Annotated in this window: 9 protein-coding genes; 3 read left to right on the top strand and 6 right to left on the bottom strand. The window is 73.2% G+C overall.

What is annotated here, in order from left to right:
* Positions 1 to 206: 206 nt before the first annotated feature.
* Genes AB0J55_RS25500 through AB0J55_RS25490 form a run of 3 tightly spaced genes read left to right on the top strand, consistent with a single transcriptional unit; the run spans position 207 to position 8,136 of the window.
* The gene (locus AB0J55_RS25500) at positions 207 to 1,277 is read left to right on the top strand and encodes a methyltransferase (protein WP_364253206.1); all 1,071 of its coding nucleotides are present in this window, start codon (positions 207 to 209) and stop codon (positions 1,275 to 1,277) included.
* The gene (locus AB0J55_RS25495; protein ID WP_364253202.1) at positions 1,274 to 6,487 is read left to right on the top strand and encodes a type I polyketide synthase; all 5,214 of its coding nucleotides are present in this window, start codon (positions 1,274 to 1,276) and stop codon (positions 6,485 to 6,487) included. Before AB0J55_RS25500 ends, AB0J55_RS25495 begins: the two co-directional genes overlap by 4 nt.
* Positions 6,484 to 8,136, top strand: a complete 1,653-nt coding sequence (locus tag AB0J55_RS25490; protein WP_364253199.1) for an AMP-binding protein — start codon at positions 6,484 to 6,486, stop codon at positions 8,134 to 8,136. Before AB0J55_RS25495 ends, AB0J55_RS25490 begins: the two co-directional genes overlap by 4 nt.
* Positions 8,137 to 8,261: 125 nt before the next feature.
* Here AB0J55_RS25490 and AB0J55_RS25485 read toward each other — a convergent pair whose 3' ends face one another.
* The 6 genes from AB0J55_RS25485 to AB0J55_RS25460 all read right to left on the bottom strand — a co-directional run bounded on the left by AB0J55_RS25485 (position 8,262) and on the right by AB0J55_RS25460 (position 14,047).
* A complete protein-coding gene (locus AB0J55_RS25485) occupies positions 8,262 to 9,662 on the bottom strand; it encodes a nucleotide disphospho-sugar-binding domain-containing protein (RefSeq protein ID WP_364253196.1) in 1,401 nt (466 codons plus the stop codon).
* Between the two features lie 84 nt (positions 9,663 to 9,746).
* Entirely contained in the window at positions 9,747 to 10,631 is an 885-nt protein-coding gene (locus AB0J55_RS25480) for an alpha/beta hydrolase (RefSeq protein ID WP_364253193.1), read from the bottom strand.
* 76 nt (positions 10,632 to 10,707) lie between these two features.
* Positions 10,708 to 10,995, bottom strand: a complete 288-nt coding sequence (locus tag AB0J55_RS25475; RefSeq protein WP_364253190.1) for a hypothetical protein — start codon at positions 10,993 to 10,995, stop codon at positions 10,708 to 10,710.
* Positions 10,982 to 12,034: a sigma-70 family RNA polymerase sigma factor gene (locus AB0J55_RS25470; RefSeq protein ID WP_364253187.1), complete on the bottom strand. Its 1,053-nt coding sequence runs from the start codon at positions 12,032 to 12,034 to the stop codon at positions 10,982 to 10,984. The genes AB0J55_RS25475 and AB0J55_RS25470 overlap by 14 nt, the downstream gene beginning before the upstream one ends.
* A gap of 187 nt (positions 12,035 to 12,221) precedes the next feature.
* Positions 12,222 to 12,650: a DoxX family protein gene (locus AB0J55_RS25465; protein WP_364253184.1), complete on the bottom strand. Its 429-nt coding sequence runs from the start codon at positions 12,648 to 12,650 to the stop codon at positions 12,222 to 12,224.
* 173 nt (positions 12,651 to 12,823) lie between these two features.
* Positions 12,824 to 14,047: a class I SAM-dependent methyltransferase gene (locus AB0J55_RS25460; RefSeq protein ID WP_364253181.1), complete on the bottom strand. Its 1,224-nt coding sequence runs from the start codon at positions 14,045 to 14,047 to the stop codon at positions 12,824 to 12,826.
* Between the last annotated feature and the right edge of the window lie 25 nt (positions 14,048 to 14,072).

Raw genomic sequence — 14,072 nt, 5'->3', positions numbered from 1 at the left:
ACGGACGGCGGTGCCGGGTCAAGGCACGCTTTCCCGCCTTGACGCGGTGCCGCCGGCCGTCGTCACAATCGGGCTTCGGGGTTGCAAACAAAAGAGATCCCGGAAGGGATCGCATGAACGGAGTCGAGCGCCGCACCCCCCGCAGAAGACCATGGACGCCAGGTGTGTCGCATCCGAAAGCGACGTAGCTAACCGACGGAGGAACCATGGCGGACAGTCGCAAGGTAACCATCACTGAGGCCGACTATCTGCGGATCCTGGTCCACGGCACCTCCGCGTTCGAGGTGCTGCGCACCGCCCTCGAGTTCGAGCTGTTCGAGAAGCTGGACGCGGCGGGCGGCATGGACGTCGACGAGACGGCGGCCGCGCTCGGGGTCGAACGCCAGCCGGCCCGGATCCTGCTGCTGGGGCTCGCTTCCTTGCTACTGCTGGAAAAGCAGGGTGACAAGTACGTCAACAGCAAGATGGTCGAACGCAAGCTGCTGAAAGACGGCGAGCGCTTCCTCGGCCCGCTGATCGACATCCAGGCGAAGATCATCAACGCCACGATGGTCGACTTCGCCGAGTCGATCCGGCAGAACACCAACGTCGGCCTGCGCCGGCTCGAAGGCCCGGGCGACACGCTCTACGAGCGCCTCACCGCCACCCCGGACCTGCAGAAGGTGTTCTACGACAACATGGGTGACGCGTCGCGGCGCGCGTTCGCGCAGATCCTGGAGAAGTACGACTTCTCCGGCATCCGCCACGCCATCGACCTCGCCGGCGGCGACGGCAGCAACTCCGTGGAGCTGGCGAAACGCTACCCGCAGCTCGAGATCACGGTGATGGACCAGGAGAGCGTGACGCAGCTGGCCGCCGGCCGCATCGAGGATCCGGACGTCCGCAAGCGCGTGCACTTCCACGCCGGTGACATCCTCCACGACGCCTACCCCGAGGGCGCGGACGCGATCTTCGTGTTCCACATCTTCGAAATCTGGTCGCTGGAGCGCAACACCGAGCTGCTGCGCCGGTGCTACGACGCCCTGCCCGAGGGTGGCGTGTGCCTGGTCTACAACTGGGTCTGCAACGACGAGGGCACCGGGTCGATGGCGGCCGGGCTGGTCTCGCCGTACTTCCTCACGCTCGCCTCCGGCGAGGGCATGACCTACGCCCCGGCCGACATGGAGCGCGCCGCCCTCGACGCCGGGTTCGCGCGGGTCGACCTGCACCAGGACATGGGCTTCAGCCACGCTCTCGTCGTCGCCCACAAGGAAACCGCCGGCCAGGAGGGTCGATGACCGAGGGGCTCGAGCACTCCGGTGCGCATCCGGAGCCGATCGCCGTGATCGGGATGGCCTGCCGGTTCGCCGGCGGGATCGACTCGCCGGCGAAGTTCTGGCGGCTGCTGCGCGAGGGTGCGGACGCGATCGGCGAGGTGCCGGAGGACCGCTGGTCCTGGTACGCGCGGCAGAGCGGCGCCCACGCGGCGGCGCTGCGCGACGTCACCCGGTCCGGTGCCTTCCTGGACGACATCAAGGGTTTCGACGCGGACTTCTTCGACCTCACCCCGCGTGAAGCCGCCCTGATGGACCCGCAGCAGCGGATCGTCCTGGAGCTGGCCTGGGAGGCGCTGGAGCACGCGGGCATCCCGCCGCGGTCGCTCGCCGGCACCGACACCGGGGTCTTCATGGGTGTCGGCGCCGACGACTACGGCCGCCGGCTGCTGGAGGACCTGCCGCGGATCGAGGCGTGGACCGGCATCGGCAGCTCGTACTGCGCGGTGGCCAACCGGGTCTCCTACGCGCTGGACCTGCGCGGGCCGAGCGCGGTGGTGGACACCGCGTGCTCGTCGTCGCTGGTGTCGATCCACCTGGCGGCGCAGGCCCTGCGGGCCGGCGAGTGCCCGGTGGCGCTGGCCGGCGGCGTGCTGGTGATGGCCGCGCCCGGGCTTTCGCTCGTCCTGGACGCGGCCGGGGCCACCTCGCCCGACGGCCGCTGCAAGTCCTTCGCCGCCGACGCCGACGGCTACGGGCGGGGCGAGGGCGGCGGCATGGTCGTGCTCAAGCGGCTGTCCGACGCCCGCCGCGACGGCGACCCCGTGCTGGCCGTGCTCCGCGGCAGCGCGGTGCACCAGGACGGCCGCACGAACGGCATCATGGCCCCGAGCGGCGACGCGCAGGCCCACCTGATGCGCCGCACCTACGAGACCGCCGGCATCGACCCGGCGACCGTCGGCTACGTCGAGGCGCACGGCACCGGCACGCGCGCGGGTGACCCGCTCGAGGCCGCGGCCATGGCGTCGGTGTTCGGGAAGGGCCGCGCCGCCGAAGAGCCGTGCCTGATCGGCTCGGTCAAGCCCAACATCGGGCACCTGGAGGCGGGCGCGGGCGTCGCCGGCGTCATCAAGGCGGTGCTGGCGCTGCAGCACGCCGAGATCCCGCCGAGCCTCAACTGCGAAACGCCCAACCCGGCCATTCCCTGGGACGAGGCCCGGCTGCGGGTGGTGACCGAGCCGACGCCGTTCCCGGAGCAGGCCGGCCCGCGCCGCGCCGGGGTCTCCGGGTACGGCTACGGCGGCACGATCGCGCACGTCATCCTCGAAGAGGCCGACCCGGCCGCCGATCGTCCGTCCACTGAGGACATCGGGCCCGCGCTGTACCCGGTGTCCGGGGCCAGCGCCGAGGCGGTGCGGCAGAACGCGGGCCGGCTCGTCGGCTGGCTGACCGCGCACCGGGACACGAGCCTGGCCGACATCGGCCACACCCTGGCCGTGCGCCGCCCGCACCTGCCGCACCGGGCCGCGGTCTTCGCCGAGGACCGGACCGAGCTGATCAACCGGCTCGGCGAGCTGGCCGTCTCGGGACCGGAGCCGGTCACCGGCCCCGGTACCGGTGCGGGCGCCGTCTGGGTGTTCTCGGGCCACGGTTCGCAGTGGGTCGGGATGGGCCGCGAGCTGATGGACACCGATCCCGCCTTCGCCGCGGTGCTCGACGAAATCGACCCGGTCTTCGTCGCCGAGCTGGGGGTGTCCCCGAAGGCCGTAGTGCGGTCCGACGCCCGGCAGCCGGTGGACGTCATCCAGCCGATGATCTTCGCGATGCAGGTGGCGCTGGCCGCCGCGTGGCGCGCGCGGGGCCTGCGCCCGGCGGCGGTGCTCGGGCACTCGGTCGGCGAGATCGCCGCGGCGGTCACCGCCGGGGTGCTGACCCTCGACGAGGGCGCGCGGCTGGTCTGCCGCCGCTCGGCGCTGCTGCGCCGGGTCGCCGGGCACGGCGGCATGGTCATGGTGGCGCTGCCGCCCGAGGAAGTGGCGCGCCGGCTGGCCGGCCGCACCGACCTCGCGGTCGCGGTCGCCTCGGCGACCACGTCGACCGTGGTGTCCGGGGACGTCACGGCGATCCAGGAGTTCACCGAGCGGCTGCGGGCCGAAGGCACCGGCGGCCGGCTGGTCGACTCCGACGTGGCCTTCCACAGCGCGCAGATGGACCCGCTGCTCGACGAGCTGGCCGCGGCCGCGGCCGACCTCGGACCGCAGCCGGCCACGGTCCCGCTCTACAGCACCGCGCTCGAAGACCCGCGCACGGAGAGCCTGCGCGACGGCGCCTACTGGGCCGCCAACCTGCGCAACACCGTGCGGTTCGTGCAGGGGGTGACCGCGGCGCTGGAGGACGGGCACCGGCTGTTCCTGGAGGTGTCGCCGCACCCGGTCGTCGAGCACTCGATCAACGAGACGTTCGACGGGCTCGGCATCACCGACGGGTTCGTCACCCACACCCTGCGGCGCCACAAGCCGGAGCGCGAGACCCTGCTGACCAACCTGGGCCTGCTGCACGCCCAGGGCGCCGACGTCGACTGGCGGGCCCTGTGGCCCGAAGGCGGCGTCGCGGAGCTGCCGACGACCGCGTGGCAGCACAAGCCCCACTGGGCGGAGGAGCCGGACGCGCCCACTGCGCTGGCCGAGCACCACAACCCGGCCGGGCACACGCTGCTGGGCGGGCGGACCGTCGTGCGCGGCACCACGCCCGCGCACGTCTGGGCGACCCGGCTGGACCGCGAATCCCGGCCCTACCCCGGCAGCCACCCGGTGCGCAGCGTCGAGATCATCCCGGCCGCCGTGCTGCTGAACACCTTCGCCACCGCGGCGGCGGCGGTCGGCCCGCGGGCGGACCTGGCCGAGGTCGCCCTGCGCGTCCCGGTCAGCGTCACCAGCACGCGGGACCTGCAGGTGGTGCTGCAGGACGGGACGATCCGGCTGTCGAGCAGGCTGAGCGGGCGCGGCACCCCCGGCGGGGACGCCGCCGAGCAGGGCTGGGCCACGCACACCACGGCCACCCTGGAACCGCAGACGGATCCGGCGGCCGAGCCCGCCGGGGACGCCGTCACGACCGAGGACCTGCCGGCCGCGTTCGTGATCGAACGGCTGGCCTCGCTCGGCGTCGCCGCCATGGGGTTCCCGTGGGTCGTGGAGCACCTGCGCCGCGGCGAGGGCACGCTCGTGGCCACCGTCCGCGCGGATCCGGACCCGGACAACCGGCCGGACACCTGGGCCTCGGTCCTCGACGCGGCCCTGTCGACGGCGTCGGTCGTGTTCACCGGGGAGCCGATCCTGCGGATGCCCGCGCACATCACGCGGGTTTCGCTGGCCGACGCGCCCCCGCCGCAGGTCACGATCACCGTGCGGCAGACCGGCGAGCTCACCGTGGACGTCGAGATCACCGACGCCGGCGGGGCCGTGGTGGGCCGGCTCGCCGGCCTGCGCTACGGCGTCCTGGACGGGGCTCCGTCGGGCGACACCGGCACCGGGGTCGGCCCGCACAAGCTGGTCCGCCCGCTCGGCTGGGCGCCGCTGGAGCGCACGGAACCGCAGGAGCGGCGCGCCGCGGTGCTGGTCGGACCGGACAGCGCGCTGATCGGCCGGCTCACCGAGCGGCTGGCCGGCGCGGAGGTGCCGTTCCGGGTCGTCGGCGGCCCGGAGGAGCTGACCGACGACGAGCTGACCGGCGAGCACGACGTCCTGGTCGTGCCGGGCCGGGCCCGGCCGGCGACGGTCGCTTCGGCGGCCGCCGAGGCGTCGTGGCTGCTCTCGGCCACGGCCCAGCGGCTGGCCTCGACGCAGGCGCGGCTCTGGTGCGTCACGCAGGGCGTGCGGTCGGCTGTGGACGCTGCCGCGCTCGCGCACGCGTCGGCGTGGGGAGTCGGGCGGATCGTCGGCGGCGAGCACCCGGAGATCTGGGGCGGGGTCGTCGACGTCGGCAACTCGCCCGAGGACGTCCCGGCGCTGCTCGACGTGCTGACGACGGCCCGTGGCGAGGACGTCGTGGCGATCCGGGACGGCGAGGCGCTGGTCCCCCGGCTGCTCCCGCTGGACGGCGAGCCGTCCGGCCGGGCGCGCGGCTGCCAGCCGGACGGCACCTACCTGGTCACCGGCGGGCTGGGCGTGCTCGGCCTGCGGGTCGCGCAGTGGCTGGCCGACCGGGGCGCGCGGCGGATCGTGCTCGCCGGGCGGCACGGGCTGCCGCCCCGCGACACCTGGGACAGCGTCACCGATCCCGCGGAGAAGGCGAAGCTCGACGCCGTGCGCTCCCTGGAGCGGCTCGGTGTCACGGTGGTCCCGGTCGCGGTCGACATCGCCGACCACGACGAGGCCGCCCGGCTGCTCGCCCCGGCCGCGCTCGGGCTGCCGCCCGTGCGCGGGGTGGTGCACGCGGCCGGCGTGCTGGACAACCGCGAGCTGCGCACGCTCGACGAGGAGTCGCTGCGCACGGTGCTGCGGCCCAAGGTGGACGGCGGCCTCACGCTGCACCGGCTGTACCCGCCGGGGAGCGTGGACTTCTTCGCGCTGTTCTCCTCCAGCGGCTACTTGCTCGGCCTGCCCGGGCAGGCCAGCTACGCGGCGGCCAACGCGTTCCTCGACGCGCTCGCCGCGCACCGGCGCGCCGCCGGGGACACCGGGACGACCAGCTTCGGCTGGACGTCGTGGCGCGGGCTCGGCATGTCGACCTCGTCGGAGATCATCGACGTCGAGCTGGCCGCCCGCGGCACCGCGGACATCGCCCCGGCCGACGCGTTCGCCGCGTGGGAGCTGATCGAGCGGCACGAGCTCGGCTACGCGGCCGTGCTGCGCTCGGTGCCGCTCGGCCCGGGTGACCGGCAGCTGCCGCTGCTCTCGGCGCTGCCCGAGGAAACCGGCGGCCAGGACGGCGAGGCGGAGCACGACGAGCCGTGGGCCGGGCTGACCGGGCCGGAGCTGACGGCGGTGCTGACGGCGGAGATCCGCGACCAGGTGTCGGCCGAGACGAAGCTGCCGGCCGACGAGGTCGACCCCCGCCGGCCGCTGGTCGAGATGGGTCTCGACTCGGTGATGACGGTCCGGATCCGCCGCGGCCTCGAGCGGCGGTTCGGGCTGCAGCTGCCGTCGACGCTGTTCTGGGACCGGCCGACCGTCGAGGCCGTGGCCGAGCTGCTCACCGAGCGGCTCGACCCGGCGGAACTGGAGCAGGCGGCGTGAGCGAACCCCTGCCGGGCATCGGGATCGACGAGGGCGTCGTGCCGTGGCCCGCCGACCTGGCCCACGCCTACCGGGCGGCCGGCTGCTGGCGCGGCCGGCCCCTGGGCTCCGCCCTGTGGGAGTGGGCGGCCCGCCGGCCCGGCCGGGTCGCGGTGGTGGACGGCGACGTCCGGCTCACCTACCGCGACCTGGCCGAGCACGCCGACGGCCTGGCCACCGGGCTGGCCGCGAGCGGGCTCGCCCGCGGTGACACGGTGCTGGTCCAGCTGCCGAACCAGTGGGAGTTCGTGGTCGTCACGCTCGCCTGCTTCCGGCTCGGCCTGGTCCCGGTGATGATGCTGCCACCGCACCGCGAGCACGAGCTCGCCTCGATCGGCGCGCACGTGCGGGCGAAGGCGATCTTCGTGCCGGACACCTGGAAGGGTTACGACCACCAGGACCTCGCCGAGCGGGTCGCGGCCACGCTGCCCCACCCGGTCCGGGTGCTGGTGGTGGGCGACGAGGTGCGCGCGGGCCACGTCGACGTGCGGGGCCTGATCAAGCAGTCCGGCGATCCGGTGGCCCGGCGGCAGTGGCTGGACGAGCACGCGCCGTCCGGGTCCGACGTCGCGGTGTTCCTGCTTTCGGGCGGAACGACGGGCACGCCCAAGGTGATCGCCCGCACCCACGACGACTACGAGTACAACATCCGCCGGTGCGCGGCGGCGTGCGGGTTCACCCCCGAAACGGTGTACCTGGCGGTGCTCCCGGCCGGCCACAACTTCCCGCTCGCCAACCCGGGCATCCTGGGCGCGCTGTACGCGGGCGGCCGCGCGGTGCTGCTGCCGTCCCCGCGGCCGGAGGCGGTGTTCGAGGCGATCGAGGCGGAGGGCGTCACGGCCACTTCGGCCGTCCCGGCGGTCGCCCTCAGGTGGATCGAGGCGGCGGCGGGCAACACCCGCGACCTGAGCAGCCTGCAGCACCTCCACGTGGGCGGCTCGGTGCTGGCTCCCGAGGTGGCGGCCCGCATCGGGCCGGCGCTGGGCTGCGGGCTGCAGCAGGTGTACGGGATGGCGGAGGGCCTGGTCTGCTACACGGCACCGGGCGCCCCCGACGAAGAGGCGCACCGGACGCAGGGCAAGCCGATCAGCCCGTTCGACGAGCTGCGCCTGGTCGGCCCGGACGGCGAGCAGGTGGCCCCGGGCGAGGTGGGCGAGCTGCTCACCCGCGGGCCGTACACGCCTCGCGGCTACTTCGGGGTCCCGGAGGTCAACCGCCAGGTGTTCACCCCGGACGGCTGGTTCCGCACGGGCGACCTGGTCCGCATCACCCCCGAGGGCAACCTGGTGGTGTGCGGCCGCGTGAAGGACCTGATCAACCGCGGCGGCGAGAAGATCTCGGCGGCCGAGGTGGAGCTCCTGGCCCAGGAGCTGCCGGCGGTGGCGGAGGCGGCGGCGGTCCCGATGCCGGACCCGGAACTGGGCGAGCGGGTGTGCCTGTTCGTCCGCCTGCACCCGGGCTTTTCGCTGACCCTGCAGGAGCTTTGTGAAGCGTTGACGACCCGCGGGCTGGCGGCGTTCAAGCTCCCGGAGCGGCTTGAGGTCCTGGACGCGTTCCGGCACACCGCGGTCGGCAAGGCGGACAAGAAGGTCCTGAAAGAACTGCTTTAGGGCCGGCGGCTACGGAATCGGAGCCCGGCGTGCGCGCCGGGCTCCGATTTTTGCGCGCGGAGTCATCCGGCCCGGAGACGAAAAGGCCCCGCACGCGGCTGCGTGCGGGGCCTTTTCGAGGGACGTCAGCGCGTCCGGTGGTGCTCCGCCAGGACTTCCAGCGTGGGAACGATGTCGTTCGGCCCCGGGGTCGCCAGCCACTCGTCGTGCAGGGCGTGGGCGCCGTCGCGGTAGGACTTGTTCTCCAGGACCTGCTGGATCAGCTTGCGCATCTCCTCCACCGACTGCGTCTTGTGGTTGAGCCGCTCGCCGGCGCCGTGGTTCATCACGAACGTCGACGTCCAGGTGGCCTCGACCTTCTTGTCCGGCATCGCGTACTCGACGCTGCCGTCCTCCTGGACCGTCACCACGACCCGGGCCGCCTCACCGGTGTCGAAGATCAGCTGCGGGACCTCGGCGCCGGTCGCCGCGGCGAGGGTGCCGATGCCGCCGTGGTGGATCAGGGCCGTGCACGTCGGCAGCAGCTGGGGCAGCGGGATGTAGTGCACCGCGCGGACGTTCGGCGGCAGCGGCGGGATGCCGGCGAGCTGACCCTCGCTCAGCGTCGCCACCACCTCGACGTCGAGCTCTCCCAAGGCTTCCATCAGCATGGTCAGCCGGACGACCTCAGGGTTGGCTTCGAACTCGAAAGCGTTCTCCCCGCGCTCGGCCTCGTCCCGCACGTGCGAGCCGGCGTAAGCCTGGCGCGTCGACACCCCGAGCGAAACCGCGACACGCGGGCGCTGCGGCTTCTCGTACAGCCAGGCGGGCAGCTCCGACGCACCGGCGAACGGCACGTACCGGACCGGAACCGTCTTGGCGCTCGTCGGCATCCGCAGGCCGGGCGACACCGCGTCCAGCGAAAAGTGCCCGTACAGCAGGTCGTCGCCCATCTCGACGCCCAGCCGCTCCGCCACCGGCTTGATCATCGAGCCGAGCGGGTTCTCGTCGAGGCCGGCGGCCAGCACCTGCTCGCGGTGGGTCGCGAGCCGGTCGAGGCTCCACGCGTAGATGTCCGGGCCGAGCAGGAACCGGGCCTGCGCCGCGCCGCACGCCTTCGCCGCGATGGCGGCGATCGGGAACGTCGGGTCGTAGACCACCAGGTCCGGCTGCCAGGTGCGGGTGAACTCCACCAGCTGGGCCGCCTCCGGGCGGTCCGGGCGCAGGTAGTCGCCGCACGGCAGCAGCATGTACTGGTAGAACACGTCCCACGCGTCGCGCTCGTGCGGCTCGATGGCCAGCGCCTGGGCGTAGCGGTCGATCTCGTCGCCGGCGCTCGGGAGGCCGGCGTCCTCGAGGAAGCGGGCCTCGATCGAATCCGGGTCGCCGAGCGGCACCGGCGTGAGGCCCGCGGCCGCGATGATGTTCGTCAGGCCGTGGAAGGTCGCGACGCGCACGTCGTGGCCCGCGCTCTGCAGCGCCCACGCGGTGGTGGCGAACGGGTAGAAGTGCGCGTGCGCCGGGTAGCAGGCAAACAGGACGCGCATGGGGATCTCCTTCTCGTGGCGGGCTCGTCGGGCGAGTTCATCTCAGCGCCCGGACGTGCGGCGACGCATCTCCGCGGTTGCGTGTTATCGCTTCAGCAGCTCGGAAAGGGCGTCGGCGAACTCGGCCGGGTGGGTCACGAACCCGACGTGACCGCCGGGGAAGTGGGTGATCGGGATGCCCAGCCGGGCCGAGAGCACCCGGTTCGGCTGGTACGGGAAGTCGTCGCGGGAGGTGTCGCCGCCGCCGAGCACCAAGCGGCCGGCGAGCGGCCGGAGGGCGTCGATGTCGGGAACCAGGGCCGGGTAGGCGCGGACTTCCCGCTCGAACCACAGCGTGTGGTTGGCCCGGATCCGCGCCAGCATGGCGGCCAGTTCGTCGGGCGGCAGCTGCGCGTCGTCCGGGGGTTTCGTGGTGCCCCGCATGCCCATCCGCTCGCGGAAGACGCCCATCGCGACCGACGGCCCGGAGTCCTGGTAGGTCCGGTAGAGGTCCGCGTAGAACTCCAGCCACTGCGGCGCGTCCGGCAGGACCGACGCCAGCGGCGGTTCGTGCACGACCGCGGTGCCGACGCGTTCCGGGTGCCGGGTGAGCAGTTCCAGCGCGACGATGGCGCCGGAGCTGCCGCCCAGCACGTCGGCCCGGCCGCCCGCCACGTGCTCGATGACCGCGCGGGCGTCCTCGACGTCGGCCCGCACCCGGTCGGCGCCTTCGTCGGGGGCGTCGAGCGGGCTGCGCGAGTAGGCGCGCTTGTCGTAGGTGATCACGGTGTGCCGGTCGGCGAGCGCCTCGGCGAGCGGGGTGTACGGGCCGCCGTCGCCGTTGCCGGTCGGGATCAGCAGCAGGGCCGGGCCGGTACCGCGCACCTCGTAGTACAGGCTCGCGCCGGGCACGCGCAGCCGGCCGCTGTCGTCCACAGTGGATGGTCGGGGACCGCCACCGGATCCGGTGGCGAACCGCGGCTCGTTCATCAGCGCTCCGCTCCTCGCCGGTCCCCCCGAGTATGTCCGCGGCGAGGGTGGCGGGGCATCTCCTCGAAAGCCGGGTTCAGCGGCGCGAGACCACCACCAGCACCGCCGGTTCGCCGTCCCCGCCTCGGATCGACGGCACCAGCGCCTTCGAGAACGCCAGTACCGAGCCCGGGCCGAAGCGGGCGTGGCCGCCGTCGGCCGTCAGGACCTCGAGGGTGCCGCGGCGGACCATGATCAGGCCGTCCTGCCACCCGGGCGCGATGTCCTGCCGCCGGTCCGCGGGGACGATCACCTCCTGGCGGTCGAACGCCCGTGGTGGCGGTTCGCCCGGCAGGGCCGGCGGGTCGCGCTCATCGCGCCGCATCTCGCTCGCCCAGCTCCCACGTCGGCGGCAGGCCGAACGCGGCGAACACGTCCGGCATGAACGTGGTGATCTCCGCGACCTTCCCGTCCGCGAAGCGGAGCACGTCCAGCGACTGGGCGCGGAACCGGTCGTCCCCGGCGCGGCGCACGTACTTCGCGCACGCCGGCTGCCGGTTGGCCCGCGTCGGCAGCACGCGGAACTCGCCGTAGCGGCCTTCGGCGACCGTCGCGCCCGCGAACTCCACGATCGCGTCGCGGCCGAGGAACACCGACGGGTGCGGCGGCATCGTCAGGCGGGCGTCGGCGCACAGCAGCTCGGTGATCGCGTCGAGGTCGACGCGCTCGTGGGCGTCCATGTACTGCTGCAGCAGGGCGCGTTCGGCCGTCGTCGGGTCGGCCTCCGGTGCCCACTCCGAACGCTGCGGGGGCAGGTGCTCCTTGAGCGAGGCGCGGGCCCGCTGCAGCCCGCTGTTCGCCGACGCGACCGTCATCCCGAGCAGCTCGGCCGCGTCCTTGGCCGGCCAGCCCAGCACGTCCCGCATCACCAGGATCGCGCGCTGGCGCGGCGGCAGGTACTGGATCGCGGTCAGGAACGCGAGCTCGATCGTCTCCTTGGCGATGACGACCGCCTGCGGGTCGGCCTCCGCCGACGCGGCCTCGTCCAGCAGCCGGTCCGGCACCGGCTGCAGCCACGGCACCTCGCCCGGCGACGCCGTCGACTCGGCCGACGGCCCGAGGTCGGCCGGCACGGCCTGGCGCCCGCGGCGGTCGAGGTGGTCGAGGCACGCGTTGGTGGCGATCCGGTACAGCCACGAGCGGAACGCCGAGCGGCGCTCGAAGCTCGCCCGCTTGTTCCACGCCCGCAGGAACGTCTCCTGCACCATGTCTTCCGCGTCGTCGAGCGAGCCGAGCATCCGGTAGCAGTGCACCTGCAGCGCGGCCCGGTACCGCTCGACGAACCCGCCGAACGCCTCCCGGTCCCCCGCCAGCGCGGCGGCGACCTGCGTGCGGTCCTCGTCGATCGTTCCCTGTGTACTCATGAAATCCTCCGTGATCGATTCACGCGAACGACCTGGACCGCGTTTCCGCCACGACCATACGGCTTGGCGTGACGGCCGATCACCTCGCTGTGACACCCGCCTGCCGGTTTTCCCACTGATAGCGCATTTTCCGAGAAGCGCCGCGGCCGTCCCGCACGGCGGCGGGCGGGACGGCCGCGTCCGCCGGTCATCGCCGGAACCGGTTCACCAGCTCGGCGGTGCGGCCACGACGACCCCACGCGACCACCGCGGCGACCACGAACAGCACGATCGTGATGGTCGGGTTCGTGTGCAGCACGAAGATGTTGGTGATGGTCGCGCCGACGCTCAGGGCCGCGAGGCCGAGGCCGGCCAGGCCGCACAGCGCCGGGATGGCCAGGCCGATGGCGCCCGCCAGCTCCAGCACGCCGGTCAGCACGCGGAACCACTGCCCGGCGCCGATCTCGGCGAACATGTCGACCATCTGCGGGTTGGCGGTGACCTTGGCGATACCGGCCAGCGCGAACTCGGCCAGCAGGCCGATCTGCAGCACCCACAGCACGATGTTCAGGGCCTTGCCCGGGCGCTTCTCCGTGGTGGCCGGGGTCTGCCGGGTGGCGAAGTCCTGCTGCGTCATGACGATCTCCTCGGTTCGGTGTCCGGCGTGTTCGCCGCCTCTGCCCAATACGACGGCGGGGCTCGCCGAAACTCATCGGTCGTCGCGTGAATTCGCCACAAAAAGTCCCTGAGCAGCAAAAAGGGGCCGCCACCGGATCACTCCGGTGGCGGCCCCTCCCAGGCGGGCCCGGGTCAGATCACCTCGACGTCGGGCACGAAGCGGATCCACTTCCCCCCGGCCTCGCGGAACGCCTGCTCCTTGGCCATGATCTCCTCGGCGTGGTTCCACGCGAACAGCAGCGCGTAGTCCGGGTACGGGTCGGCGAAGTCCGCCGGCGGCCGGACCGGCAGGTGCGAGCCGGGCAGCAGGCGGCCCTGCTTGGCCGGCGTCGAGTCGCACACGAACGGCACCAGGTCGGTGCCGATGCCGCAGTAGTTGGTCACCGTCGAGCTCTTGCCCGGGGCGCCGTAGCCGACGACGCGCTTGCCGTCCGCCCGCAGCTGCCGCAGCAGCGTCATCAGGTCGTCGCGGATGCGGGCGACGTTGCGGCCGAACTCGGCGAGCGTGGCCGGCTCGTTGAGCTTGGCCGACTCCTCCTCGGCCAGCAGCGCCGCCAGCCGCTCCGACGGCACCCGCGCGCCCGGGCGGGCGATCGTGTAGCGCACTTCGCCGCCGTGCATGGCGATGCGCTCGGCGTCGACCAGCTCGAAGCCGAACCGCTCGGCCATCGCCTGCACCGACGCCACGCTGAAGTAGAACACGTGCTCGTCGTAGATCTGGTCGAACGCCATCCCGCTGACGATCGTCTCCAGGTAGGGCTCCTCGAAGACGAACACCCCGCCCGGGGTCAGCAGCTTGTCCAGGCCGCGGAACACCGAGTCCATGTGGGCGATGTGGCAGATGGTGTTGGCGCCGAAGACGACGTCGGCGGGCCCGTGCTCGGCCCGGACCGCGGCCGCGGTGTCCTCGTCGAAGAACGCCGACAGCACCCGGACGCCCTTCTCCCGCGCGATGTCGGCGACGTTCCCCGACGGCTCGACACCCAGGTGGCGGACGCCCGCGGCGGCGATGGTGCCGAGCATGACACCGTCGTTGCAGCCGATCTCGACGATGAACGGGTCCGGCCCGGTCAGTTCCGCTTCGAGGAAGTGCCGGGCGTCGGCCGCGAAGTGGTCGCGGTGGCTGGCGGAGCCGGACGCGTGGTAGCGGTAACCCGCGTGGTAGCGCAGTTCCTGCGGCACCACGGTGACCAGCTGGACCAGGCGGCAGCGGGTGCAGGCGCCGACCGCGAGGCGGAACCGGAACTCCCCGGCCACCTCCTCGGGCAGCAGGAACCCGTTGGCCGTGGGCTGATCACCCAGGTCGGCGAACTCGAGCACCGGTGCGTCGCAGACCCGGCAAGTGGTTTCTTCCATCGCTGTATCACTGTCCTTTCGCGAC

The organism is Amycolatopsis sp. NPDC049688 (genome assembly GCF_040674975.1).
In the GTDB taxonomy this organism is placed as follows: Bacteria; Actinomycetota; Actinomycetes; order Mycobacteriales; family Pseudonocardiaceae; genus Amycolatopsis.
This window is presented reverse-complemented; position numbering and strand designations above follow the sequence as displayed.